This is a genomic window from Quisquiliibacterium transsilvanicum (assembly GCF_014202215.1).
Classification (GTDB): domain Bacteria; phylum Pseudomonadota; class Gammaproteobacteria; order Burkholderiales; family Burkholderiaceae_E; genus Quisquiliibacterium; species Quisquiliibacterium transsilvanicum.
In genome coordinates, this window is sequence record NZ_JACHGB010000005.1 from 116,280 (window position 1) to 139,454 (window position 23,175).

Here is a 23,175-nt window from a genome sequence, read left to right on the forward strand (position 1 = left end):
ATCCTGGAAAAGTGGCGGAGGGAAATGGGAGTCGAACCCACCCGGCAACGCTTGGCGCCGCCCACCGGGTTTGAAGCCCGGCCGATCCACCAGGATCGTTTTCCCTCCGTTGAACAAGACCCGACCTGCGCACTGCCGGCCCACCGCGAAGAGCCCGCCTTCGATGGGCACACGATGTACGCAGGCCATGCACGCAGGCGATGCTGCGCAGCATACCAACACGGTCGCAGTATTCGAGGCTCTGGATGGCCCGTTTTCGGCCCAGGCGGCTTGCACCCCGGACGCGGGCCGTGGCCGATGCGGCACGCGGCGCCGACGATCATTTGTCGCGCAGAATGCGCCCAAGCTCATCGCACTGCGCCTGCAGCGGCCCGGCGTCCTCCAGGCAGCGCAGATCGAGCAGCAGCCGGTCGTCGGCGATGCGGCCGATCACCGGGCGCGGCAGCGCGCGCAGCGCAGCGGCCAGCGCATCGAGCGCCCGCCCGGCGCCCTTGCGCTCGACCGGCGCAATCGCCAGCCCCGCGGAGGCGAGCCGGTCGACCGGCAGCGAGCCCGAGCCGATCTGCCCCTGCAACTCCACCGGCTCGACCGAGAAGCGGGGCGCGACCGCGTTCGCGAGCAGCGGGCGCAAGGCTTGAGCCTGAGCCCGGATCTCATCGATCGGGCGCACCAGCATCCGCAACGTGGGGAGATCGCGCGCCAGGCGCTCGGGGCGCAGGTAGAGCGCAAGCGTCGCCTCGAGCGCCGCCAGCGGCAGCTTGCTCACGCGCAGCGCACGCTTCATCGGAAAGGCGCGGATGCGGCCGATCGCCTCGCGGGTGCCCACGATCAGCCCGGCCTGCGGTCCGCCCAGCAGCTTGTCGCCGCTGAAGCTGACGACGTCGCAGCCGGCGGCGAGCTTCTCCTGCGGCGTGGGCTCCCTGGGCAGTCCGTAGGCGCCTAGGTCGACCAGCGAGCCCGCGCCCAGGTCGCTGGCCAGCGGCAGACCCCGGGCGTGCGCGATCTCGGCCAGCCTGGCCTCGTCCACCGACGAGGTGAAGCCCTGGATCGCGTAGTTGCTTGTGTGCACCTTCATCAGCAGCGCGGTGCGGTCGCCGATCGCACGCTCGTAGTCGTGAGGATGCGTGCGGTTGGTCGTGCCCACCTCGACCAGCGTGGCGCCGGCCGCCTCCATGACGTCGGGCATCCGGAAGGCGCCGCCGATCTCGACGAGTTCGCCGCGCGACACGATCACCTCGCGGCCCCGCGCCAGCGCGGCGATCGTCAGCAGCACCGCCGCGGCGTTGTTGTTGACCACCGTGGCCGCCTGCGCGCCGGTCAGCGCGCACAGCATCTCCTCGACCAGGGCATCGCGGTCGCCACGCCGGCCGGTATCGAGGTCGTACTCGAGGTTGTTTGGACCGGCCATCATCGCGACCAGATGCGAGACCGCCGCATCGGCCAGCACGGCACGGCCCAGGTTGGTGTGCAGCACGGTGCCGGTCAGGTTGATGACCTGCCGCATCCGCGGCGCAAGCCGGCGCTCCACCCGCCTGGACAGCGCCTGCTGCAGCGATTCTGCGCCGAGGGAGCCGGCATCCAGGACGCCGGCCAGCGCTTTCGCGCGCAGCGCATCGAGCAGCCCGCGCGCCTCGCCCGCGACCAGGGTGTGACCATGCTCGGCCAGCAGCGCCGACGCGCCGGGCAGGCGCAGCAGTCCGTCCACTGAAGGCAGATCCTTCGGGCCGGCCCTGGAACTTCCTTCGGCGTGCCGGGCCGGCGATGGCTCGGCGAAGGGATCGGGGTCGGTGTGCATGGTCGTGGCGCTCATGGTCGGGCGGGCATCGCGGGCGCTGCCCGCGCGCGCCAGCCTTTCTGACGCGTCCTGGCCATCCTAACCTCGACCGGGGCCGCTTCGCCGGCAAGACGGATTCCGCGTAAGCGAAACGCGTCCGCCGCGGCCGGCATGGCGCACGGCGCGCGCGCTGGTGCAGACTGCCGATTCCGCCCTCACGCCCATGGACACCGAGATGGAAAACACCAGCCCGCCGTCGCCCGCGAAGGCGCCGGTAAACCCGGTCCTCGCGGCCACCATCATGCTGCTGCGCGACGACCGCGGCGCGCTCGAGGTCTTCATGGTGCAGCGCCATCACCAGATCGACTTCGCCACCGGCGCGCTGGTCTTCCCCGGCGGCAAGACCGACCCCGCGGACCGCGAACCCGCGCTGCGTCCGCACTGCCCCGGCTGCGAAGGACTGGACGACGAGGCGCTCGCACTGCGCGTGTCAGCGGTGCGCGAAACCTTCGAGGAGTGCGGCGTGCTGGTCGCGCGGGCCCGGGGAGAGCAGACGCTGCTGCCGGAATCGCGGGTGCGCCCGCTCGAGACCGCGCACCGCGCCGACCTGCTCGCCGGCCGGTACACGATGCGCGACCTGGTGGAACAGCACGGGCTGGAGCTCGCCACCGACGTGCTGGTGCCCTTCGCGCACTGGATCACGCCGGACTTCATGCCCAAGCGCTTCGACACCTGGTTCTACCTGGTGCCCGCCCCGGAGGACCAGGTGGCCGCGCACGACGGCGAAGAGTCGGTGGACTCGGTCTGGGTCAAGCCCGCGGACGCGATCGCCGAGGCGAAGGCCGGCCGTCGCACAATCATCTTCCCGACGCTGAACAACCTGATGAAGCTCGCGCGCAGCAGCAGCGTGGAAGAGGCCATCCATCGGGCGCGCACCGAGCCGCTGGTGACGGTGCTGCCCACGGTGCACAAGACCGAGGCGGGCAAGGTGCTGCGCATCACGCCCGAGGCCGGCTACGAACTGAACGAAGTGCCGATGGAAGGGCGCCCCTGAACTGGCGCTTCGATCCGGCCGTTCGCGCAGGCGCCTGCTCCGAGGGCCGCTGACGCCTGCGGCCGGCGCGGCGCCCGGCAGCGCCGCCGGGCGGACCCCGGGCGGCCCGCGGCCCGCCCGGGGATGCGTCCCGACTCAGTCGGTGCGCGCGCCCGACACCTTGACCAGCTTTTCGATGACCGGGCTGGTGGCCTCGAAGTTGCGCCTGAACTGCTCGGCGCTGCCGCCCACTCCCTCCAGGCCGAACACCTGGAAGCGCGCCTTCATCGGCGTGGACTGCGAGATCTCGCGCGCCTGCTTCTCGAGCAGGTCGAGGATGGGCTTCGGGGTGCCCGCCGGCGCCGACAGCGTGAACCACGCGACGGTCAGGAACTCCTTGTCGGTGAAGCCGGCCTCGGCCATCGTCGGCACGTCGGGCAGCTCGGGCAGGCGTTTCGCCGCCATCACTGCCAGCGGCCGCACCCGGCCGGACTTGACGTGGGGCAGGATCGGGCCGAGGGTGCCGATGCCCCAGGGGACGACGCCCCCGGCAAGGTCCTGCACGTACGGGCCCTCGCTCTTGTAAGGCACGTGCGACATCTCGAGATTGCGCGACTGGCTCAGGTACGCGCTCATCAGGTGGCCCGCCGAACCGGTTCCGTATGAGCCGTAGCTCAGCTTGCCCTTGCCCTGCTGCGCCCAGGCCATGAATTCCTTCATGTTCCGGGCGGGCACGTCCTTGTTCACGGTCAGCACCAGGCTGGTGGTGGCCACCTCGGACAGCACCGCGAGATCGCGCGTGACGTCGTAGGGCACCTTGGCGAACATGTGACGCGCGTAGTAGATGGGCGTGGAATATGCGAGCAGCAGCGTGTAGCCGTCCGGCGTGGCGCGGGCCACCGCCTGCGTGCCGATCATCCCCGAGGCGCCCGTCCGGTTCTCGACCACGAAGGGCTGCTTGAGGCGCTTGCTGAACTCCTCGGCCATCACGCGGGCGATGATGTCGGTGGCCCCGCCCGGTCCGGCGGGCACGACAAGGGTGACCGGCCTGCTCGGATAGTCCTGGGCGTACGCGATGCTGCCGCAGACCAGCGCAGCGATCGACAGGATGGATTTGAAGCTGAAGCGCATGGGTTTCGTCCTTTGATTGCGGCCCGGATGGCGCGCGCCGTGCGCGCCGGGGCGATGCCCGAGCCAGTATAGGTTCGGGCCGGTCCGTCGCGCCAGCTAGGGTCGACCCGGTTCAGCCTGCCAGCGCGGGCGGCGGCGGCCGCAGGTAGGCGAACAGGAACTGGAGCGTTCCGGCGGCCAGCCCCAGCCCGACGCCGAAGCGCCAGGCGAACTCGTAGGAGCCGAAGAAATCGAAGGCCAGGCCGCCGCCGAAGGCGCCCAGCGTGCTGCCGACCTGGTGGCTCATGAAGGCGAGTCCCTGGATCATCGCCTGCCAGCGCAGCCCGAACATCTCGGCCACCGACCCCGCGATCAGCGGCGACACGCCCAGCCACAGGAAACCCATCAGGCCCGCAAAGAGCAGCGTGCTCTCCGGCGTGGGCGCGGCCGAGAAGAACCAGGCCAGCACCAGCGAGCGCGTGACGTACAGCAGGCCGAGCAGGGCCTGCTTGGACCAGCGTCCGCCCGCCCAGCCGAAAAACAGGCTGCCCAGCACGTTGAAGCCGCCGATCATTCCCAGCGCCTGCGCGCTGAGCATCGGGTCCATGCCGCAGATCTCGAGGTAGGACGGCAGGTGCGTGGTCAGGAAGACCAGCTGCATGCCGCAGACGAAGAAGGCGCCGGTCATCACCAGGAAGGGCGGGTGGCGCAGCGCGGCGCGGGCCATCGAGCGCGCGGTCGATTCGTCGGTCTGGCCCGGCGCGGACGGCGGCAGCGCGACCTTGTCGATGCGGCCCGCGATCCAGGCGGCCGGCAGCATGGCGACTGCCATCACGAGGAAGCCGATCACTCCGGCGCGCCAGCCGAAGCCGGTCTGCAGGTACTGGCCGATCGGCGCGGCCAGCATCGCGCCCAGCGAACCTGCAGCAGAGACCAGGCCCAGCACGGTGCTGCGGACCGCGACAGGCACCGCGCGCGAAGCCACCGAGTTCGCGATCGACGACGCGGTGCAGGCCAGCGACAGACCGATCAGCAGGCCGGCGCCGATGGTGACGCCGAGCGCGCCCTGGGCGGTTGCCAGGAAGGCCAGCCCGGCGAGGTAGAACAGTCCGCCGGCGACCATGATCCTGCGAAAACCCATCCGCACCACCAGGGCCCCGGTGATCGGCTGGGCGATGCCCCAGGCGATGTTCTGGATCGCGATCGCGAAGGTGAACTCGGACACCGAGATCGCAATGTCGCGGGTCATCGGCTGCATGAAGATGCCGAGGCTCTGGCGCAGCCCGAGGGCCAGCGTGAGCATCACCGAGGCCGCGATGAGGATGCCCGCGGCGGGGCGAAGACTGTCGTAGGTGTTTCTCACGGGCGGCTCCGGCTGCGGCGGCGCCGCACCCGCGCAAGCGTGACTGAAATCGGCGCGCTTTGCACGGCCGGGCCGATGCGCGCCGATGCGCGACAATCCGGTCACCCCGTTCCTGGAACAGAACCGTGAGCTCAATCGCCCTGATCACCACCTGCAAGGGAAGGCTGCACCACCTGCGCGAGACCCTGCCGCTGATGGCCGCGCAGGGCGCTGACGAGGTGGTCGTGGTCGACTACGGCTGCCCGGACGGCGCGGGCGACTGGGTGGAGCACGAGTTCCCCGGCGTGCGCGTCGTGCGGCTGACCGACGACCCCGGCTTCTGCCTGCCGCGGGCGCGCAACGCAGGCGCCCGGGCGTCGAGCTCCGAATGGCTCGCATTCGTCGACGCCGACGTGAAGCTGCTGCCGGGCTGGATCGGCTGGCTGCGCGGGCACCTGGAGGATGGACGCTTCTATCGCGCCAGCGCGGTGGCCGGCGTGCGCGACCTGGAGACCTTCGGCTCGGTGGTCTGTCCGCGCCGCGCGTTCGAGACGATCGGCGGCTACGACGATGCGATGCGGGGCTGGGGCGGCGAGGACGTCGACCTCTACACCCGGCTATCGCAGATCGGCCTGGCCGACACCGACTACCCCGCCAGCCTGGTCGACGTGATCCGCCACGGCGACGACCAGCGCACGCGCTGGTACGAGATCAAGGACCGCCGGCTGCAGGACGTGGTCAGCCACTGCTACCTGGCCGCGAAGTCTCAGCTGCTGGCCTTCCGCGGGCCGGGCCAGCCGCTGGAGCTGGAGGTGCGCGCCAGGTTGATCGAGCAGACCCGCAGGCAGCTGGCCGCCTGGAACGGCGACGAGAGCGAGCCGCTTCCGGTGCTGAAATACACGATGGCCGGCGGTGGCTGGCTGCCGCCGCCCTTCGTGATGCGCAGGCAGGTGCAGTTCACGATCCGGGTCGAGCGGCGCCGCGACGTCAAGCCGGCGCGCTGAGCGCCCGAAAGTCCCGGATCAGCCGCGCCAGGCCTTCGCGCAGGCCCACCTCGGCCCGCCAGCCGAGCAGTTCAGCGGCCCGGCCGGGATCGCCGTGGAAACTGTGGACGTCGAAGCTGCGCGATGGCGCCTCGACGATCGGCGAGCGGCTGCCGGCCAGTTCGACCGCGAGCGCGGCAAGTTCGCCCAGGGTCGTCGGCACGCCGGTGAGCAGGTGGAGCGGTGCCAGCGACTCGCCGCTCTCCAGGCTCCGGACCACTGCGAGAATTCCACGCACCGTGTCGGCGACGTGCGTGAAGTCGAAGGTGCAGTCGCGGCCGTCCACGCGCAGCGGGCGGCCGAGCACCGCGTTGCGGGCGAAGGCGGGCACGACGCGGTCCGCATGGTCGTCGGTCGAACCATAGACGTTGGAAAAGCGCAGGATCGCGCTGCGCAGGCCGGAGCCCGACACCAGGTCCTCCGCCTCCACCTTGGAACGGCCGTAGGCATTGACGGGGGCGCGCGGCGAGGCCTCGCCCGCGGGCAGGCGGGCCGGCTGGCCGTACACCTCGCGGCTGCTCGCATAGATCACCCAGGGGGCTTCGGGGCGCGAGAGGGCGGCCTCGAGCAGGACCCGGGTGCCGCCGACGTTCACTTCGCGGCAGGTTTGCGGATCGCGCTCGCCATCGACCACCCGGGACACCGCAGCGAGGTGGACCACGCCGCAGCAGCCCTCCAGGGCCTGGCCCACGGCGGAAGGGTCGAGCAGGTCGCCGCGCGACTCGTCCGGCGCGCGCAGATCGAGGCCGCTCACCGCGTGGCCTGCCGCGCGCAGTGCGCTCGACAACGCCGTTCCGATGAGGCCGTGAGAGCCGGTGACGAGGATTGGCAGCGGGTTTGGCAAGGACATGCGACGGAACCATGGAGGACGCGGCGGTGCGGCTGCCGCGGGGATCGGATTGTCGCAGAACGACCGCCCCAGCCTCGCGGCCCTGGCCGCACCGGCCGTGCCCAGGCAGGCGCGGCCACTTCAGCCCGCGACGGCTCCGCCCTGCTCCGGCTTCAGAAACACCCTCGCCTTCCTCGGCGAGACGACCACGATCTCACCCTCGCGCAGCCCGAGCTCGCGGAACCGCTCCGCCGCCATCTGCGCTTCGATCACCGGATCGTGACCGCCAGGCGCACCGGCATCGCGCGGCAGCAGCTCGAGCCGCACCAGCGGACCGATCGCGATCGCACGCTGCAGCTCGGCAACGATGCCCACGGCGCCGGGGCGGTAGCGCTCCACCGAAAGGTCGTGCGGCCGCACGTAGGCGAAGGCCTGCGCGTCGCGCGCGCCGGCGTGCTCGGGCGTGTCGATCGCCAGGCCGGCCAGGTGCGTGAGCCCCTCGTTCGCCCGGCCGTGGAACAGGTTCACGTCGCCCAGGAATCCATAGACGAAGGGACTGGCCGGGTGCTCCCAGACGTCCTGCGGCGTGCCGACCTGCTCGACGCGGCCCTGATTCATCAGCACCACCCGGTCGGCCACCTCCAGCGCCTCCTCCTGGTCATGCGTGACGAAGATGCTGGTGACGTGCAGATCGTCATGCAGCCGGCGCAGCCAGCGGCGCAGCTCCTTGCGCACCTTCGCGTCGAGCGCGCCGAAGGGCTCGTCGAGCAGCAGCACCTTCGGCTCGACCGCCAGCGCCCGCGCCAGCGCGATCCGCTGGCGCTGTCCGCCCGACAGCTGCGCCGGGTAGCGGTCGGCAAGCCAGTCGAGCTGCACCAGCTGCAGCAGCTCGTGCACCTTGTCGCGGATCTGCGCCTCGGAAGGGCGGCGCGCGCGCGGCTTCACGCGCAGGCCGAAGGCGACGTTCTCGAACACGCTCATGTGCCGGAACAGCGCGTAGTGCTGGAACACGAAGCCCACCTGGCGCTCGCGCACGTGCACGCCGGTGGCGTCCTCGCCGCTGAACAGGATGCTTCCGTGGTCGGCGGATTCCAGCCCCGCGATGATGCGCAGCAGCGTTGTCTTGCCGCAGCCCGAAGGCCCAAGCAGGGCCAGCAGTTCGCCGGAGGCGATGTCCAGGTCGACCTCGCGCAGCGCCTGGAACTCGCCGAAGCGCTTGGAAACCTTGCGGATCTCGATGCTCATGTGGATTCCTTCGGCAGCGTTGCGGGGCGCTCGGGCGGCAAGGCGGCAACCGCATCGAGTTCGCGCTGGTGGCGCCACTCGATCACGGTCTTGATCACCAGGGTGACGATCGCGAGCAGCGCGAGCAGCGAGGCCACGGCGAACGCCGCCGCCGACTGGTATTCGTTGTAGAGGACTTCCACGTGCAGCGGCATGGTGTTGGTCTGGCCGCGGATGTGGCCGGACACCACCGAAACCGCGCCGAACTCGCCCATCGCGCGCGCGTTGCAGAGGATGACGCCGTACAGCAGGCCCCACTTGATGTTGGGCAGGGTGACCCGCCAGAAGGTCTGCCAGCCCGTGGCGCCCAGCACCTGCGCCGCCTGTTCCTCCTCGTTGCCCTGCGCCTGCATCAGCGGGATCAGCTCGCGGGCGATGAAGGGGAAGGTCACGAAGATGGTGGCCAGCACGATGCCCGGCACCGCGAACACGATGCGGATGCCGTGCTCGGCCAGCCACGGCCCGAACCAGCCCTGCGCACCGAAGACCAGCACGTAGACCAGGCCGGCCACCACTGGCGACACCGAGAACGGCAGGTCGATCAATGTCGTGAGGAAGGACTTGCCGCGGAACTCGAACTTGGCGATCGCCCAGGCCGCGGCCACGCCGAACACCAGGTTCAGCGGCACCGCGATCAGGGCGGTGATCAGCGTCAGGCGGATCGCGGCCCATGCGTCGGGTTCGCGCAGAGCCTCGAGGTAGGCTCCCACGCCCTTGCGCAGCGCCTCGGCGAACACCGCCAGCAGCGGCAGCACCAGGAACAGCAGCATGAACGCGAGCGCGATGGCGATCAGCGCAAAGCGCACCGCGCGCGACTCGCCATGGAGAGGCAGACGTGCGGCGCTCATGACAGGCCTCCGGAACGGCGGCGCTGCCAGGCCTGCAAGCCATTGATGACGAGCAGGAGCAGGAAGGAGATGCCGAGCATGACCGAGGCCACGGCGGTGGCGCCCGCGTAGTCGTACTGCTCGAGCTTGCCGATGATGATCAATGGCGTGATCTCGGAAATCATCGGCATGTTGCCGGCGATGAAGATCACCGAACCGTATTCGCCGATCGCGCGTGCGAAGGCCAGCGCGAAGCCGGTGACCAGCGCGGGCGCGATGGTCGGCATGATCACGCGCATGAAGGTCTGCAGGCGGGTGGCGCCCAGGCACATCGCCGCCTCCTCCAGCTCCTTCTCGGCCTCCTCGAGCACCGGCTGCACGGTACGCACCACGAAGGGCAGCCCGATGAAGATCAGCGCCACCACCACGCCCGCCGGGGTGAAGGCGATCTTGATCCCCAGCGGCTCCAGGTATTGCCCGATCCAGCCGTTGCCCGCCAGCAGGGCGCTCAACGCAATGCCAGCGACCGCCGTGGGAAGCGCGAAGGGAAGGTCCACCAGCGCATCGACGAACTTCTTGCCCGGAAACCGGTACCGCACCAGCACCCAGGCCACCAGCAGCCCGAACACCGCGTTGACCAGCGCGGCGATCAGCGACGCGCCGAAGGTGAGCCGATACGACGCCAGCACCCGCGGCGCAGTGACCGCCTCCCAGAACTGCGCCCAGCTCATGGAGAAGGTTTTCAGCAGCAGCGCCGACAGCGGAATCAGGACGATGAGGCTGAGGTAGACCAGCGTGTAGCCGAGCGCCAGCCCGAACCCCGGAAGCACGCGCGCCGAGCCGCGCCGGCCATGCGGCGCGGCCGGCAAGGGCGCGGCGACGGACGTGGAATCCATCGCCTGCTACCTGCCCGCCGTGTAGATCTTGTCGAACTCGCCGCCGTCGTTGAAGTGCTTCTTCTGCGCTTCGACCAGCGACCCGAAGTACTCGCCGACCGTGAACAGCTTCAGCGGTTTGAAGGTGGCGGCATGGCGCTTGAGCACGGCCTCGGAGCGCGGCCGGATGCCATGCCTGGCCGCGATTTCCTGGGCCTCGTCGCTGTAGAGGAAGTCCAGGTAGGCGCGCGCCTGCTCGGCCGTACCCTTGCGCGCGACCGTGCGCTCGACGACGGCGACCGGGTTCTCGGCAACGATGCTGGCCGACGGATGGATCGCGTCGACCTTGCCGGCGCCGAACTCGCGATCCACCGACACCACCTCGGACTCGAAGGTGACCAGCACGTCGCCGATGTTCCGCTGCAGGAAGATGCCGGTGGCGTCCCGGCCGCCGCGCGCGAGCACTGGAACATTCTTGTAGAGCTTGCGGACGAACTCCGCGGCGTCGGCGTCGCTGCCGCCCTTGCTGCGGACGTAGCCCCATGCGGCCAGGTAGGCCATGCGGCCGTTGCCGCCGGTCTTGGGATTGACGACGATCACCTGCACGCCGGGCTTCAGCAGGTCGTCCCAGTCCTTGATGCCCTTCGGATTTCCCTGCCTGACCAGGAACAGCATCGTCGATGAGGTCGGCGCCGCGCCGTGGGGGAAGCGCCTGGACCAGTCCTTGGCGACGACACCGCGCTCGGCGAGGAAATCGACGTCGGTGGTGGTGTTCATCGTGACGACGTCGGCCTCGAGGCCGTCGGCCACCGCGCGGGCCTGTGCGCTCGAGCCCGCGTGCGACTGGTCGACCTTGATGTCCTTGCCGGTCGTCTTCTTGTAGTGGGCGACGAAGGCGACGTTGTAGTCCTTGTAGAACTCGCGGGCTACGTCGTAGGAGACGTTCAGCAGCGTGGTCTGCGCGGCGGCCGGCAGGGCGGCCGCGAACGCGACTGCTGCGAGCGCGGTACGGAAGATCTTCTTCATGGGTCGGATCCGGCAGGAAGGCTGGGAGGGCGCGATGATGCCGGCGAACAAAGCGGGCTGGAACGAGTTTCTTCTGCTATCCATATGCCTTTCGGCAATATGCACGGTGCGGCGGACTGCACGTGTCGCCGCACAGGCCGCCGCACGTTTGAGCGCCTACTGCCTGGTGTAGATCTGATCGAAGATCCCGCCATCGGCAAAGTGGACCTTGCCTGCCTTGGCCCAGCCGCCGAAGGCCTCGTCGATCCCGAACAGCGCGACCTTCGGGAACTGCCGCGCGTATTTCGCCTGCGCCTTGGCGGAAGTTGGCCGGTAGAAGTGCTTGCCCGCGATGTCCTGCCCCTCGTCGCTATAGAGATGCTCCAGGTACGCGGTGGCCACGGCGCGCGTGCCCTTGCGGTCGACCGTCTTGTCGACCACGGTCACCGCGGGCTCGGCAAGGATGCTCAGCGAGGGGTAGACGATCTCGAAGCGGCCATCGAACTCCCGCTGCAGCAGATGCGCCTCGTTCTCCCAGGAGACGAACACGTCGCCCTGGCCACGCTGCGCGAACGTGGTCGACGAGCCGCGCGCGCCGCTGTCGAGCACGGCGACGTTTCGGTAGAGGCGGCCGACGAAGTCCTTTGCCTGCGCCTCCCCGCCGAGCTTGCGCTTGGCGAACTCCCAGGCGGCAAGGTAGTTCCAGCGCGCGCCGCCCGAAGTCTTCGGATTCGGCGTGATCACGCTGATGCCTGGCTTGACCAGGTCGTCCCAGTCCCTGATGCCCTTCGGATTGCCCTTGCGCACCACGAGCACGATCGTCGAGGTGTACGGCGACGAGTTCAACGGCAGGCGCGACTGCCAGTTCGCGGGAATGAGGCCGCCGTTGGCGTGCAGGGCGTCGGTATCGCCCGCCAGCGCCAGCGTGGCGACGTCGGCCTCGAGCCCGTCGATGATCGACCGTGCCTGCTTGCCCGAGCCGCCGTGGGACTGCTTGACGCTCACCTCCTGGCCGGTCTTGGCGCGCCAATGCTTCACGAACGCCTGGTTGAAGTCCGCATAGAGCTCGCGGGTGGGGTCGTAGGAAACGTTGAGCAGCGTGACTGGGGCCTGCTGCGCGCTGGCAATGGATGTGCCGGCGATCAGCGTCACTGCGAGGACGCGCCTGGCGGCGCGGATGATCGGGTTCATGACTGTCCTTCGAGGTGGGGTTTCGACCGAAGCCGATGATCCGGGGGCGGCCACCTGCGGTGAACGAATGAATACGTCGATGCTTATGCGAATCCCGCACTGCGGACTGCGGACTGCGAAGCTCGAACTGCGGCCCGCGACGTCGATCGGCCCGCGGGCCGCTGCTAGAGCGCCTGCTGCACCACTTCGCGCGTCAGTGGCGGCGCGAAGGTCTGGATGAAGTCGTAGACGTAGTCGCGCAGGAAGGCGCCCCGGCGGAAGGCGAGCCGCGTGGTGTTCGGCTCGAACAGGTGTCCGGCGTCGATGGCGCTCAGGCCCGCGTCGCGCTGCTCGTCGTAGGCGATCGACGCGACGATTCCGACCCCCATGCCAAGTTCGACGTAGGTCTTGATCACGTCCGCGTCCATCGCCACCAGCACGACGTTGGCGCGCAGGCTGGCGCGCTCCAGCGCAGAATCGATGTGGCTGCGGCCCGTGTAGCCGGCCTCGTAGGTGACGATCGGGAACTGGACCAGCCGCTCGAGCACCAGGGCGACACCGCTCGCGGCGTCCTGCTCGAGCGGATGCCCCCTCGGTACCAGCACCGAGTGCGTCCAGCTGTAGCAGGGCAAGGCCACCAGGTCGGGATAGCTGGCCAGCGCTTCCGTGGCCACGCCGATGTCGGCTTCGCCCTTGAGCAGCATCTCGGCCACCTGGCGCGGCGAGCCCTGATGCATGCGCAGGCCGACGTCCGGGTGACCGGCGCTGAAGTCGCGCACGGCGGGCGGCAGCGCATAGCGCGCCTGCGAGTGCGTCGCCGCGATCGTGAGCGTGCCGCGCTCCTGAGCAGCAAAGTCGTCGCCGGCGCGCTTGAGGTTCTCCGCTTCCTGGAGGATGCGCTCGATGATCGGCAGAATGGTGGCGCCGGGCGCTGTGAGCCCGGTCAGGCGCTTGCCTGCCCGACCGAAGATCTCGACGCCGAGTTCGTCCTCCAGCTCGCGGATCTGCCGGCTCACTCCGGGCTGCGAGGTGTAGAGGGCCTGCGCGACCGCGGTGAGGTTGAAGCCCTGGTGGACGGTCTCACGGACCGATCGGAGCTGCTGGAAATTCATGGGGCACGGACAGGAGGCGCAATTCGCGGAAGCCGCGGATTGTGCAGGCCTGCGCACGCGCCGCCTTCGATTCATTTCTCATGTGCTTGCGCCCGGATTGCATATGCCCGGACGGGACCATCGCGCCGTCGGCCCTGGCCAGCGCTGCCGTTAAGATGACCGGCGCCGACCGGCTCCGCCGGACCGCTCAGGGAGATCGACCGATGACCGAACCGAACCGCCCCGAACGTCCCCGGATGCCGCCGCAGGCGCGCGCAGCAAGTCCGATGCGCAGCGCGCTCCTCGTGCTGGCGCTGGCGCTGGCGGGTTTCCTTGCCTGGCGGTTCTGGGCGCCGCAGGCGACCGACGCGCCACCGGCTTCCACCGCCTCCGCGCCCGCGCAGGAACCCTCGGCGAGCGCGCCAGCGCCAGGGGCCGCCAGCGACGGACAGGCGCCGGACGCGCCCCTCCACCCGGTCGCCCCGGCCGCGGAACAGGACGCGGCGGGGGACGCCGCAGCGCGGCTGGAGCAGGCCCTGTCCGGGCTGCTCGGGGGGCCGGCGATGCGAGCGCTGCTGCCGGACCGGCTGGCGCTGCGCGTGGTGGCGACCGTCGACAACCTCGGCCGCTCGCACGCCCCCGCCCGGATGTGGCCGGTGGCGCCGACCCCGGGGCGCTTCCAGGTGCGCGAGCGCGAGGACGGCACCACCATCGTGGCCGCCGACAACGACGCCCGTTATGCGCCCTTCGTGTCGATGGCCGAGTCCGTCGATCCGGCCAGGCTGGCTGCGCTGTATGCGCGCTTCTACCCGCTGTTCCAGGATGCCTACGCGGAGATCGGCTTCCCCGGCCGGCATTTCAACGACCGGCTGGTGGAGGTGATCGACCATCTGCTGGCCACGCCCCGGCCTGCGCTGCCGCTGAGGGTCCGGCTGGTGGAGGTCCGTTCCGAGACGCCGACCACCCGTCCCTGGGTCCGCTACGAGTTCGCCGACCCGACGCTGGAACGGCTTTCCGCGGGGCAGAAGCTCATGCTGCGGGTCGGTCCCGAGAACCGGCGCAGGCTCGAGGCCGTCCTGGCCGGGCTGCGGCGGCAGGTTGCGGACGGCGCGCTCGGAACGGCGCGCTGACGCGCCGCCGCCGCGGCTCATCCCATTTCCTGCACCTGCATCCCGGTCGCCTGCGCAAGGCGCGCCAGGTCCCACCCGCTTCCGAGCAGCAGCATTCGCACCGAAAGGTCGTCCTGCAGTTCCTGCGCCACTTCGGCGCCGAGGTGGCGCAGGGCCTTGTCGCGCACTTCCACGTAGGAAAGGGGGTAGTCCCGCCCGAGCCCATGCCACAGCGCGTGGGCGCCCGTCGACAGCCGGGCGCCGCTGAGCAGGCAGAAACCGGAATCGAGCCCCCACCGGTGGACTGCACTGCCCAGGCCGCGGCGCTGCCAGGCGGGATCGAAGCTGGAGTGCGGCGATCGCAGGTAGGGATCGGCGCGGCGGCCCACCTCGATCAGCCGGTTGAAGACCGTGTAGCCGACGAGCCGGCCGCTCGCCTGGTCCTCGACGTAGACGTAGTGCTCGCCATCCGCCTCGCGGTGACGGAAGACCAGGCCCGGATGGCCGGAATCGATCGACAGCGTGCTCAGCCGGGGTGCGCCGGGGCGGCGCAGCCTCTGCCGAATCCGTTCCAGGTCATCCGCGGGATGACCTTCGCCGCGCCGGACGTCGATCCTGAGCTGCAGCGGACGTGGAATCCCGAACATCCATGCGGGCAGGCAGGGAAGTGCATGCATCATGGCCGCCTCCCTCAACGGAAACCGAGGGCGAGCGCGGGCTCGATCCCAGGCGGGACGGCGCGATCCGCCGCTTCGCCCGCCCACCAGCCGCTGACCAGTCCTTCCGGCCGGCGGGAGGCCCGCACCGGCGCGCTGGCATCCCAGGCGTCGCGGCGCACCGCCAGGCCGGCGTGGATCCCGTAGCCGCGCCCGGCGCTGAGTTCCCCTGCCGACTCCACGCCTTCGCCGGCGCGCACCGAGCCGCCCGCGACGATCGCGCCCCCCGCACGGATGCCCCACCCGGCATCCAGGTGATCGCCGCAGCGAAGGTCGCCTCCGGCAAGGATTCCCTGGCCGGCGCGCAGCCCCTCGGCCGCCTCGATGCGCCCGCCCACACGAAGGCTGCGCGCGCATTCGATCCTGCCCCCTGCGACCAGGTCTGCGCCCACCGTGGCACGCCCGGCAACCGACAGCGCCCCCTCGCAGGCCACGCCCCATGCGACCCTCAGGTCGCCGGCGCAGCGCAGATCCCCGCCGGCCTCCACGCCCCAGTCCGCGCGCAGGTGCCCGCCGACCTGCAGCAGACCCGCGCAGCGCACCTGCCCGCCGGCGCGCAGATCCTCCCCCACCTGGACCGCGCCGCCCGCGCGGATGCCTCCGCCCGCGTGGATCGAGCCGCCGGCGCGGGCCAGGGTATCGACGTCGATGCCACCGCGCACCCGCAGCGTGCCGGCGAAGACGATGGCTTCGGCGTCGACCGAATCGAGTTCGAGCACGGTGTCGACCGGACCGAACTGGTCGAGCAGCCAGCAGGCATCGGAGACGCGGCCGGCGGCCACGAGCGCGTCGAGAAGATCCTGGTAGTCGCCGCCGGCAGGCCGGTTCCGGACGAACCAGCGGAAGCCGCTCGAGCAGGGCCGCTTGGCCCTGACGAAGTCCTTGGTGAGATCCATTGGGATGCCCCTTTTCTCGCAGGCCGCCGCGCAGGTGTCGCGGCGAAGGGCAGCGCCCTTCGGGATGCGTCGGCAGGGCCGGCGCATCGCAGCCGTACTGGAATCCCGGAAGGCGCGCTGCGCGTCAGCCGATCCCTGGCGGGACCGACGGCGGCGGAGAGACTCCCGGCATGCACGTTGATCGGAAGCGCGCAGGCGCGCCTCCGGGCAAGGTGCCGTGCGGGGAGATCAGGACTGGGTGTGCCTGTCCTGGGGCCCCCGCACGGCCAGGGAGGGCACGGCGGGGAACCCGAAGGTCTCGAGCGCTGCCGGCACGGGGCAGCGCGATGGGGAGCCCCGCTTCACGAGCGCGCAGGCCACCGCCGCATGCGGAGCATGCGTAGGCGTGGACCGGGCGGTGAAGGCGGCGGGCATCGGGGCTGGCTCGGACTCGTCGAACGCGACGGCCTGGCGTACCAGACCGTCGGTTGCGGGCAGCTGCCCGCGAAGTGCGGCGCGCCTCGGCGCTGGCCGCAGAATGGGAAGCCCGGCGAAATCCGGACCACCCGCGAAGGGGTGGCGCGCCCGGCTGGGATCGAACCAGCGACCCCTGGCTTCGGAGGCCAGTACTCTATCCACTGAGCTACGGGCGCGCAGAAGCCTGATTCTATCAGTCGCGCGGCCATCGCGCCGCGATTGCTCGATGAATCGGCGCTAAGCCGATACAATTGTGAGCTTTGAACCGTTCGGCCGGGGCCGGCGGACAGGCGTGATGCGCCTTCCGCGGTCGTGGCGGCCATCGACACCAGCCCATCAGGAAACCGGCATGAGCGAAGAGCACCAGGCATTCATCAAGACACCGAAGCAGCTGATCACGGTCGTGATCCTCGCGTTCGTCGTGCCCATCCTCATCATCGTGCTGCTGGTCAAGTTCGTCAGCGCCGGCTCCCGCATGGGCGCGGGCGCGTCGACGATGACGCCGGAGGCGATCGAGGCGCGCATCCAGCCGGTCGCCCGCTTCGAGCTCAAGGGCGCCAGCGGGCCCAAGGTGCTCGCCGCCGGGGATGCGGTCTACAAGGCGCAGTGTTCCGCGTGCCACGACAGCGGCGCCGCCGGCGCCCCCAAGCTCGGCGATTCGGGCGCCTGGGCCGCGCGCATCAAGACCGGCTACGACGCTCTGCTTACTTCGGCGCTCAAAGGCAAGGGCGCGATGGCACCCCAGGGCGGTGGCCAGTTCGACGACCTCGAGATCGGCCGCGCGGTGGTCTTCATCGCCAACAAGGGCGGCGCCAGCTTCGACGAGCCGAAGGCGCCCGCCGGCGACGCGCCCGCAGCCGCCGCCGACGCAGCCCCGGCTGCAGCGGCTCCGGCCGCCGAGTCCGCCCCGGCAGCCGCGCCTGCTGCGGCTGCCCCCGCGGCGGCGGCGGCTGCCGTTGCCGCCGCCGCACCGGCTGCCGCAGCAGCGCCTGCCGCCTCTGCGGGCGACGCCGGCAAGAAGCTGTACGAGACGGCCTGCGTGGCCTGCCACAGCTCCGGCGTAGCTGGCGCGCCGAAGTTCGGCGACAAGGCCGCCTGGGCGCCGCGGATCGCCACTGGCATGGAGGCCATGATGAACACCACCCTCAAGGGCAAGGGCGCGATGCCGCCGCGCGGCGCCTCCACCGCCTCGGACGAAGAGCTGAAGGCGGCGGTCGAGTACATGGTGGCGGCTGCGAAGTAAGCCCACTTCGCCCGAGCACCGACGGCCCCGCGGCGCACGCCCCGGGGCCGTTGTCTTTTTCCCTTGCGCCGTTGCGCCGCTGCGGCGGCGCGCCGCAGGTTCAGTCTTCGGCGAGCAGTCGGAGCAGGCTATCGCCGTAGCGTTCGAGCTTCGTCGCGCCGATCCCGGGGATCTCGCCGAGCGCAGCGATCGAGCCCGGGCGCGCCGCGGCGATCGCAGCCAGGGTGCTGTCGTGCAGGATCACGTAGGCCGGCACCGCCTGCTCGCGGGACTGCGCCAGCCGCCAGGCCTTCAGCCGACCCAGCAGCCCGGCATCGGCCGGCGCAACCGGCGCGCCGCCATCGGCGTCATCCGCCCCCCGCCTGCCGCGGCCAGAGGTCTTGCGCCCGCCGGCGGGCCGCTTCACGCTGCGGCGCATCCAGACCGTCTGCTCGCCGCGTAGCACCGGGCGGCTGGCCTCGGTGAGGCGCAGCGCACCGTGGGCATCGTGGTCCACCTGCACCAGTCCAAGTGCGATGAGCTGGCGGAACACGCCCCGCCACGCGAAGTCGTCGAGGTCGCCGCCGATGCCGAAGACCGAGAGCCGGTCATGGCCCCAGCGCTCGATGCGCTCGCCAGCCTTGCCGCGAAGGACGTCCACCAGGTGCACCGCGCCAAAACGCTGGCCGGTGCGGTAGATGGCCGAAAGCGCCTTGCGCGCGGCCTCGGTGGCGTCCCAGGTTTCCGGCGGCACCAGGCAGTTGTCGCAGTTGCCGCACGGGCCGCTGGCCTCGCCGAAATAGGAAAGCAGGCGCACACGGCGGCAACCGGCGGTCTCGGCCAGGCCGAGCAGCGCGTCGAGCTTGGCGCTGGCCACCCGCTTGAAGCTTTCGTCGGCTTCCGAGAGGTCGATCAGCCGGCGCTGCTGGACGACGTCCGCAAGGCCGTAGGTCATCCAGGCATCGGCGGGCTGGCCGTCACGGCCCGCCCGCCCGGTCTCCTGGTAATAGCCCTCGACGCTCTTGGGCAGGTCGAGGTGGGCGACGAAGCGCACGTCCGGCTTGTCGATGCCCATGCCGAAGGCAATGGTGGCCACCACGACGATGCCCTCGTCGCGCTGGAAGCGCGCCTGGTGCGCCGAACGCGTGGCCGCATCCATGCCGGCATGGTAGGGCAGCGCCTGGATCCCATGGGCTTCCAGCCACTGCGCGGTCTCGTCGACCTTGCGGCGCGACAGGCAGTAGACGATGCCGGCGTCGCCAGGATGCTCGTCGCGGATGAATCGCAGCAGCTGCTGGCGCGGTTCGGTCTTGTCGACGATGACGTAGCGGATGTTCGGGCGGTCGAAACTCGACACGAACACCCGGGCGTCCTGCAGCGCCAGGCGCTCGACGATCTCCTGGCGGGTCTGGGGATCGGCGGTGGCGGTGAGCGCGATTCGCGGCACCTGCGGGTAGCGCTCGTGCAGCAGCGACAGCTGCAGGTATTCGGGGCGGAAATCGTGACCCCATTGGGACACGCAATGCGCCTCGTCGATGGCGAACAGCGCGATGCCCGCGGGCTCGGCGCACATGCGGTCGAGCAGGGCCAGGAAGCCGTCGCTGGCGAGACGCTCCGGCGCCACGTAGAGCAGGTCCAGCGCGCCGTCGAGAAACGCGCGCTCCGTGTCGCGCGCAGCGCGAGCGTCCAGCGAGGAATTCAGGAAGGCGGCGCGCACGCCGAGCTGGCGCAGCGCCGCGACCTGGTCCTGCATCAGCGCGATCAGCGGCGAGACCACGATGGCCGGGCCCGACCCCGCCCGCCTGCGCAGCAGCGCCGGCAGCTGATAGCACAGCGACTTGCCCCCGCCCGTGGGCATCAGCACCAGCGCATCGCCGCCCTCGGCAACCTGGCGGACGATCTCGGCCTGTGCCCCGCGGAATGCGGGATGGCCGAAGACCTCGCGCAGCAGCGCCGACGCAGCGGTGTCGCCGGCGGGCGCCGAGGCTTGCGCGCCGACGGCGCGGGACGCGGCCACCGGGCCGAGGAGGGTTTCGTCGATCATGACCCCGGAGGGTACCAGCGGCGGCGGCAGACGCCGATCAACCGGTCGGATGCGCTCGGCTGCAATCGGTCGATCGGATGCGATCGGTTGCGATCGACCCCGTCGCAGTCGCTCAGACCGGAGGCCAGTCGAAGACCTGCCCCTCGCGAGCTTCAGGATCCGACGAGGGCCGCAGCAGCGCGGGCGCCCGCACGCCGCCCCCGGCGCCGCGCACGCCAGGCCGCAAGAGGCGACCGTCGTCTGCCGACGCGGCATCGAGCGCCCAGCGCGCCACCAGCGACAGCTCGCCAGGGTCGGACAGCTCGCTGCGCTCCGCCTGGCCGGCCGCGCGGCGCGTGGACTTCGGAACCTGCCCCGTGCTTCGACGGGTCGACAGGAAGCCCTCGATCACCGCGAGCACACGCTCGGGATGGGTGAGCGGCCCCATGTGACCAAGACCGTCGAAGCGGACCACCTGTGCACCGGGCACTGCCGAGACCAGTGCCTCCGCGACGCAGCGCGCGGCGGCCCGCGTGTCCCGTCCGGTCATGACGAGAACGGGCACGCTCAGCCCCGCGAACGCCGACAGCGGCGTGGGATCCTCGCTCAGCACCCGCCACCACGAGCCGATGCATTCGATCGTTCCAAGGATCTGCGCGCGCCGTGGGGGCGGCATCGCGTCGAAGGCGCCTGGGTTCGTCCAGAAATCGATGAAACTTCGAGCGGCGCCCTCGTGATCGCCTCGCGCCACCGCCTGTGCACCGCCGTGCACGAGGTCGGCGAGAGCCTCGAGGTCGGGACTGTCGGGGTCGGCCTCACGCGCGAGCCCGAAGAGCGCCGGCTCGTACACCGCCACCGATTCGACCCGGTCCGGGTAGGCAAGCGCCGCCCGCAGCGCAAGCGCCCCGCCCCAGGAATGCCCGACGAGGTGGAAACGTTCTCCGGCGGCGTCGAAGACCGGCGCCAGGGCCTCGATCTCCTGGGCGAGCGTTGGTGCCTGCGCCGTCGAGGCGAACGGGACACGAGTAGGGCCGTAGGCGGCGGGAATGACGACCCGCCAGTCTGGAAGGAGCCGATCCGAGAGCGTCTGCCATTGGGCGCCGGTGCCGGGGTTCGCGTGCAGGCACACGACGCCCGGGCCGGCGTCGGCCACGCGATGGATCGATGCGGCATGCATTTGGGTTCTCCTGGGAGGCACGGCACAGCGCCGCCCCGCGGGACGCCACGCAGCCGGCGGCGTGGGCGTGGACATTCCGATTCTGGACGCCGCGCCAGCGCTGCGCATCACCCACATGGGGGATGCGCCCCCCTGTTCCGGGCGATTGATGGACGCCGGACCCCCGAGGATACTCATGCGATGACGGACGATGCGGCCAGACTCGATCGAGCGGTGCGGAGCATCTATAGCGCCGCTGCAGGGCGCTCGCCCTGGCAGCTCGCGCTCGACGAGCTCGGCGGAAGCGTGCAGGCGCGCTCGGTGCAGCTGCTTGGCCTGGACCGCCACACCGGCGGCATCCTGTTCAGCCACTGCGGCAGCGGCACAGCGCCCGAGGCGCACCTGGACTACCTCCGGCGCTGGCACCGCCTCGATCCCGGCCTGCAGCTGCTGGCCAACTCCGACGGCAATGCCTGGATGCACTTCCACGAGCGCTTCGACAATGCGCGCGTCGCCGCCGATCCCTTCTGGCAGGAATACCTGATCCCGAACTGCGGCCGCTATCGCAGCGGCACCAAGATCGCCGACGACGAGCATCTGGTGGTGCTGTTCGGCGTGCACCACGGCGAGGCGCCGCTGCAGCCGCGCGCGTTCGACTGGCTCGAGCGCCTGCGCGGCCACCTCGTCGAGTCGATGGCCGTCTACCGCCACCTGCGCGCCGTCCGCCTCGAGCAGGCGGTGGCGGCACAGATGCTCGACGGCATCGCCTATCCGGTCGTGCTGGTCGATGCGATGCGCGGCATCCTGTACCGCAACCGGGCCGCCGCGCGCGCGCTGCAGTCGGGCGACTACGTGGTCGACCGCTGGGGCTTGCTGGGCTGCGTCCACCCGCGCGACGACGCAGAGCTCACGATCGCCGTCCAGGCGCTCGACCTGCCCGGCGGCAAGCCGCTCGAGGGCGCGCAGAGCCGGCGCTTCCTGCGGCTTCGCCGCGCGGGCGGCGGACCGGTCGGCGTCTACGTGTCGGCGCTGATCCCGCCCTCGGTGACCGACGCGTTCGCCCATCCGCCGGCGGCCCTGCTCGTGTTCCATGACACCGACGAGCACGACCGGCTCGACCCCCTGGTGGTCGGCGAGATGTTCCGGCTCACCCCGGCAGAGGCCAAGGTGGCGGTGCGGCTGGCCCGCGGCCAGGGCGTCGCGGAGATCGCCGCCGAAACCGGCCGTTCGGTGGAGACGGTGCGCACGCACATCAAGTCGATCCTGGTGAAGACCGGGGTCGACCGGCAGTCGCAACTGGTGCGCGTGCTGGCGTCGATGCAGCCGCTGCAGCCCTGATCCATTTCAGACCTGGGCCATTGCAGCCCTGGATCGCGGCTTCGACCCGACCCGACCCGGCGCGGCATGGCCGGGCCGGGCCGGGCCGAAGAACTTCACGCCCCTCCAGGCGCTGATTGCTGCTCGCGGATCAGCTTCCTCACCTTTTCAGCCAGTTCGGGCGTGACCTGCGTACCGTGGACCTCGCTGGCGTGCGACGCCGCCTGCTTGAGCACCGCCTCCACCGTAGCGCCGCGGACCACGCCACCGCAGTCGAAGCCAACTTCCCTGCACCAGAGCTCGTACATGATCTGCCTCCCTTGCACATGCATTGCCGGGATCCGCGGCCCGCGCCTCGTCGGCGCACAAGGACGCGTCCCGGTGGTCCATTGGAGGCGCGGTGCGTCACGGCCGCGTCACGACGCGGGATCAGGCCAGCGACACCTCGATCCCGGTGGCCCGAGCGAGCGTCGTGTAGACGGGGCAGCGGGTGCGCAGCGCGTGCAGCAACGCGTCGGCCTGCGCCGCGTCGACACCATCGAGCGCGAGCCGCAGGCGGATCGCCTGGAAGCGCGGGTCGAAGGGCTCGCCGCAGACGCCGCGCGGGTCGAAGTCGCCCGCCGCGGTCACCGAGACTCCGGCGAGCGCGATGCCCATCTCGGCGGCGGCGCGCTCGCAGACGAAGGTGGCGCAGGCCGCCAGCGCGGCGAGCAGCAGCTCCACCGGATTCGGCGCCTCGTTGGGGCCGCCCAGCGGCGGCGGCGAATCGGTCACCAGGTGCTGGCCGCGCATCGCAAGCAGCGCGCGGCCGGGCTCGTTGGATAGCCGGCTTCCAGCGGACGCTGTGGCCAGGGTCGTGCTCATTTCGGTTCCTCCCGCGATGCGCGGCTGCGGCGC

General features: G+C 70.9%; 21 protein-coding genes, 2 tRNA genes and 1 pseudogene. 5 read left to right on the forward strand and 19 right to left on the reverse strand.

What is annotated here, in order from left to right:
• Positions 1 to 12 precede the first annotated feature (12 nt).
• From HNQ70_RS13015 to selA, 3 genes and pseudogenes are all read right to left on the reverse strand, one after another.
• Positions 13 to 108 (reverse strand) — tRNA-Sec (locus tag HNQ70_RS13015).
• A gap of 109 nt (positions 109 to 217) precedes the next feature.
• Positions 218 to 277: pseudogene (locus tag HNQ70_RS20690) on the reverse strand (hypothetical protein); the annotation flags it as partial.
• A gap of 42 nt (positions 278 to 319) precedes the next feature.
• Positions 320 to 1,810 (reverse strand): L-seryl-tRNA(Sec) selenium transferase, encoded by a 1,491-nt coding sequence (selA, locus tag HNQ70_RS13025; RefSeq protein WP_246434957.1) that lies wholly within the window; start codon positions 1,808 to 1,810, stop codon positions 320 to 322.
• Positions 1,811 to 2,009: 199 nt separating this feature from the next.
• Between selA and HNQ70_RS13030 the strand changes: the two genes are divergently transcribed.
• Positions 2,010 to 2,828 carry an NUDIX hydrolase gene (locus tag HNQ70_RS13030; protein WP_183968280.1) on the forward strand — a complete coding sequence of 273 codons (819 nt, stop codon included), beginning with the start codon at positions 2,010 to 2,012 and terminating at the stop codon, positions 2,826 to 2,828.
• 135 nt (positions 2,829 to 2,963) lie between these two features.
• Here the strand turns inward: HNQ70_RS13030 and HNQ70_RS13035 are convergent, their stop codons facing one another.
• A complete protein-coding gene (locus tag HNQ70_RS13035; RefSeq protein ID WP_183968282.1) occupies positions 2,964 to 3,938 on the reverse strand; it encodes a Bug family tripartite tricarboxylate transporter substrate binding protein in 975 nt (324 codons plus the stop codon).
• A gap of 112 nt (positions 3,939 to 4,050) precedes the next feature.
• Complete coding sequence (locus HNQ70_RS13040; protein WP_183969101.1) at positions 4,051 to 5,220, reverse strand: MFS transporter; 1,170 nt, start codon at positions 5,218 to 5,220, stop codon at positions 4,051 to 4,053.
• A 185-nt stretch (positions 5,221 to 5,405) separates the two neighbouring features.
• Here HNQ70_RS13040 and HNQ70_RS13045 point away from each other — a divergent pair, with 185 nt between their 5' ends.
• Positions 5,406 to 6,263 (forward strand): glycosyltransferase, encoded by an 858-nt coding sequence (locus tag HNQ70_RS13045; protein ID WP_183968284.1) that lies wholly within the window; start codon positions 5,406 to 5,408, stop codon positions 6,261 to 6,263.
• Here the strand turns inward: HNQ70_RS13045 and HNQ70_RS13050 are convergent.
• The 7 genes from HNQ70_RS13050 to HNQ70_RS13080 all read right to left on the reverse strand — a co-directional run bounded on the left by HNQ70_RS13050 (position 6,247) and on the right by HNQ70_RS13080 (position 13,404).
• The gene (locus HNQ70_RS13050; RefSeq protein WP_183968286.1) at positions 6,247 to 7,152 is read right to left on the reverse strand and encodes an NAD-dependent epimerase/dehydratase family protein; all 906 of its coding nucleotides are present in this window, start codon (positions 7,150 to 7,152) and stop codon (positions 6,247 to 6,249) included. The two genes, HNQ70_RS13045 and HNQ70_RS13050, sit on opposite strands and share 17 nt — an antisense overlap.
• Before the next feature lie 120 nt (positions 7,153 to 7,272).
• Complete coding sequence (locus HNQ70_RS13055) at positions 7,273 to 8,376, reverse strand: sulfate/molybdate ABC transporter ATP-binding protein (RefSeq protein WP_183968288.1); 1,104 nt, start codon at positions 8,374 to 8,376, stop codon at positions 7,273 to 7,275.
• Entirely contained in the window at positions 8,373 to 9,263 is an 891-nt protein-coding gene (cysW, locus tag HNQ70_RS13060) for a sulfate ABC transporter permease subunit CysW (protein ID WP_183968290.1), read from the reverse strand. Before cysW ends, HNQ70_RS13055 begins: the two co-directional genes overlap by 4 nt.
• Positions 9,260 to 10,138: a sulfate ABC transporter permease subunit CysT gene (gene cysT, locus HNQ70_RS13065; RefSeq protein ID WP_183968292.1), complete on the reverse strand. Its 879-nt coding sequence runs from the start codon at positions 10,136 to 10,138 to the stop codon at positions 9,260 to 9,262. Before cysT ends, cysW begins: the two co-directional genes overlap by 4 nt.
• A 6-nt stretch (positions 10,139 to 10,144) precedes the next feature.
• A complete protein-coding gene (locus HNQ70_RS13070; RefSeq protein WP_183968294.1) occupies positions 10,145 to 11,143 on the reverse strand; it encodes a sulfate ABC transporter substrate-binding protein in 999 nt (332 codons plus the stop codon).
• A 156-nt stretch (positions 11,144 to 11,299) separates the two neighbouring features.
• On the reverse strand, positions 11,300 to 12,313 hold the full coding sequence (locus HNQ70_RS13075; protein WP_183968296.1) for a sulfate ABC transporter substrate-binding protein: 1,014 nt from the start codon (positions 12,311 to 12,313) through the stop codon (positions 11,300 to 11,302).
• 164 nt (positions 12,314 to 12,477) lie between these two features.
• Positions 12,478 to 13,404, reverse strand: coding sequence for a CysB family HTH-type transcriptional regulator (locus HNQ70_RS13080; RefSeq protein ID WP_183968298.1), 927 nt, complete (start codon positions 13,402 to 13,404; stop codon positions 12,478 to 12,480).
• Between the two features lie 203 nt (positions 13,405 to 13,607).
• On the opposite strand from HNQ70_RS13080, the gene HNQ70_RS13085 reads away from it, so the two are divergent.
• Positions 13,608 to 14,513, forward strand: a complete 906-nt coding sequence (locus tag HNQ70_RS13085; protein ID WP_246434958.1) for a DUF3014 domain-containing protein — start codon at positions 13,608 to 13,610, stop codon at positions 14,511 to 14,513.
• Between the two features lie 17 nt (positions 14,514 to 14,530).
• Here the strand turns inward: HNQ70_RS13085 and HNQ70_RS13090 are convergent, their stop codons facing one another.
• The 3 genes from HNQ70_RS13090 to HNQ70_RS13100 all read right to left on the reverse strand — a co-directional run bounded on the left by HNQ70_RS13090 (position 14,531) and on the right by HNQ70_RS13100 (position 16,736).
• Positions 14,531 to 15,172, reverse strand: coding sequence for an N-acetyltransferase (locus HNQ70_RS13090; RefSeq protein WP_183968300.1), 642 nt, complete (start codon positions 15,170 to 15,172; stop codon positions 14,531 to 14,533).
• 11 nt (positions 15,173 to 15,183) lie between these two features.
• A complete protein-coding gene (locus HNQ70_RS13095; protein WP_183968303.1) occupies positions 15,184 to 16,104 on the reverse strand; it encodes a hypothetical protein in 921 nt (306 codons plus the stop codon).
• A 556-nt stretch (positions 16,105 to 16,660) separates the two neighbouring features.
• Positions 16,661 to 16,736, reverse strand: a tRNA-Arg gene (locus tag HNQ70_RS13100).
• 173 nt (positions 16,737 to 16,909) lie between these two features.
• Between HNQ70_RS13100 and HNQ70_RS13105 the strand changes: the two genes are divergently transcribed.
• Positions 16,910 to 17,803, forward strand: coding sequence for a c-type cytochrome (locus HNQ70_RS13105; protein ID WP_183968304.1), 894 nt, complete (start codon positions 16,910 to 16,912; stop codon positions 17,801 to 17,803).
• Positions 17,804 to 17,903: 100 nt separating this feature from the next.
• Here the strand turns inward: HNQ70_RS13105 and recQ are convergent, their stop codons facing one another.
• On the reverse strand, positions 17,904 to 19,826 hold the full coding sequence (recQ, locus tag HNQ70_RS13110) for a DNA helicase RecQ (protein ID WP_183968306.1): 1,923 nt from the start codon (positions 19,824 to 19,826) through the stop codon (positions 17,904 to 17,906).
• 112 nt (positions 19,827 to 19,938) lie between these two features.
• Entirely contained in the window at positions 19,939 to 20,982 is a 1,044-nt protein-coding gene (locus tag HNQ70_RS13115; RefSeq protein ID WP_183968308.1) for an alpha/beta fold hydrolase, read from the reverse strand.
• A 180-nt stretch (positions 20,983 to 21,162) separates the two neighbouring features.
• Between HNQ70_RS13115 and HNQ70_RS13120 the strand changes: the two genes are divergently transcribed.
• Complete coding sequence (locus tag HNQ70_RS13120) at positions 21,163 to 22,299, forward strand: helix-turn-helix transcriptional regulator (protein WP_183968310.1); 1,137 nt, start codon at positions 21,163 to 21,165, stop codon at positions 22,297 to 22,299.
• Between the two features lie 95 nt (positions 22,300 to 22,394).
• On the opposite strand, the gene HNQ70_RS13125 is transcribed toward HNQ70_RS13120, so the two are convergent.
• Together HNQ70_RS13125 and HNQ70_RS13130 are read right to left on the reverse strand one after the other, a co-directional pair.
• Entirely contained in the window at positions 22,395 to 22,586 is a 192-nt protein-coding gene (locus HNQ70_RS13125) for a DUF1059 domain-containing protein (protein ID WP_183968312.1), read from the reverse strand.
• Between the two features lie 121 nt (positions 22,587 to 22,707).
• Positions 22,708 to 23,142 carry an OsmC family protein gene (locus tag HNQ70_RS13130; RefSeq protein ID WP_183968314.1) on the reverse strand — a complete coding sequence of 145 codons (435 nt, stop codon included), beginning with the start codon at positions 23,140 to 23,142 and terminating at the stop codon, positions 22,708 to 22,710.
• Between the last annotated feature and the right edge of the window lie 33 nt (positions 23,143 to 23,175).

Bases quoted from the DNA above. Each gene is read 5' to 3' on its own strand.
- selA (WP_246434957.1), bottom strand. From the start codon at position 1,810: ATGAGCGCCACGACCATGCACACCGACCCCGATCCCTTCGCCGAGCCA.
- HNQ70_RS13030 (WP_183968280.1), top strand. From the start codon at position 2,010: ATGGAAAACACCAGCCCGCCGTCGCCCGCGAAGGCGCCGGTAAACCCG.
- HNQ70_RS13035 (WP_183968282.1), bottom strand. From the start codon at position 3,938: ATGCGCTTCAGCTTCAAATCCATCCTGTCGATCGCTGCGCTGGTCTGC.
- HNQ70_RS13040 (WP_183969101.1), bottom strand. From the start codon at position 5,220: ATGCTCACGCTGGCCCTCGGGCTGCGCCAGAGCCTCGGCATCTTCATG.
- HNQ70_RS13050 (WP_183968286.1), bottom strand. From the start codon at position 7,152: ATGTCCTTGCCAAACCCGCTGCCAATCCTCGTCACCGGCTCTCACGGC.
- HNQ70_RS13055 (WP_183968288.1), bottom strand. From the start codon at position 8,376: ATGAGCATCGAGATCCGCAAGGTTTCCAAGCGCTTCGGCGAGTTCCAG.
- cysW (WP_183968290.1), bottom strand. From the start codon at position 9,263: ATGAGCGCCGCACGTCTGCCTCTCCATGGCGAGTCGCGCGCGGTGCGC.
- cysT (WP_183968292.1), bottom strand. From the start codon at position 10,138: ATGGATTCCACGTCCGTCGCCGCGCCCTTGCCGGCCGCGCCGCATGGC.
- HNQ70_RS13070 (WP_183968294.1), bottom strand. From the start codon at position 11,143: ATGAAGAAGATCTTCCGTACCGCGCTCGCAGCAGTCGCGTTCGCGGCC.
- HNQ70_RS13075 (WP_183968296.1), bottom strand. From the start codon at position 12,313: ATGAACCCGATCATCCGCGCCGCCAGGCGCGTCCTCGCAGTGACGCTG.
- HNQ70_RS13080 (WP_183968298.1), bottom strand. From the start codon at position 13,404: ATGAATTTCCAGCAGCTCCGATCGGTCCGTGAGACCGTCCACCAGGGC.
- HNQ70_RS13085 (WP_246434958.1), top strand. From the start codon at position 13,608: ATGACCGAACCGAACCGCCCCGAACGTCCCCGGATGCCGCCGCAGGCG.
- HNQ70_RS13090 (WP_183968300.1), bottom strand. From the start codon at position 15,172: ATGATGCATGCACTTCCCTGCCTGCCCGCATGGATGTTCGGGATTCCA.
- HNQ70_RS13095 (WP_183968303.1), bottom strand. From the start codon at position 16,104: ATGGATCTCACCAAGGACTTCGTCAGGGCCAAGCGGCCCTGCTCGAGC.
- HNQ70_RS13105 (WP_183968304.1), top strand. From the start codon at position 16,910: ATGAGCGAAGAGCACCAGGCATTCATCAAGACACCGAAGCAGCTGATC.
- recQ (WP_183968306.1), bottom strand. From the start codon at position 19,826: ATGATCGACGAAACCCTCCTCGGCCCGGTGGCCGCGTCCCGCGCCGTC.
- HNQ70_RS13115 (WP_183968308.1), bottom strand. From the start codon at position 20,982: ATGCATGCCGCATCGATCCATCGCGTGGCCGACGCCGGCCCGGGCGTC.
- HNQ70_RS13120 (WP_183968310.1), top strand. From the start codon at position 21,163: ATGACGGACGATGCGGCCAGACTCGATCGAGCGGTGCGGAGCATCTAT.
- HNQ70_RS13125 (WP_183968312.1), bottom strand. From the start codon at position 22,586: ATGTACGAGCTCTGGTGCAGGGAAGTTGGCTTCGACTGCGGTGGCGTG.
- HNQ70_RS13130 (WP_183968314.1), bottom strand. From the start codon at position 23,142: ATGAGCACGACCCTGGCCACAGCGTCCGCTGGAAGCCGGCTATCCAAC.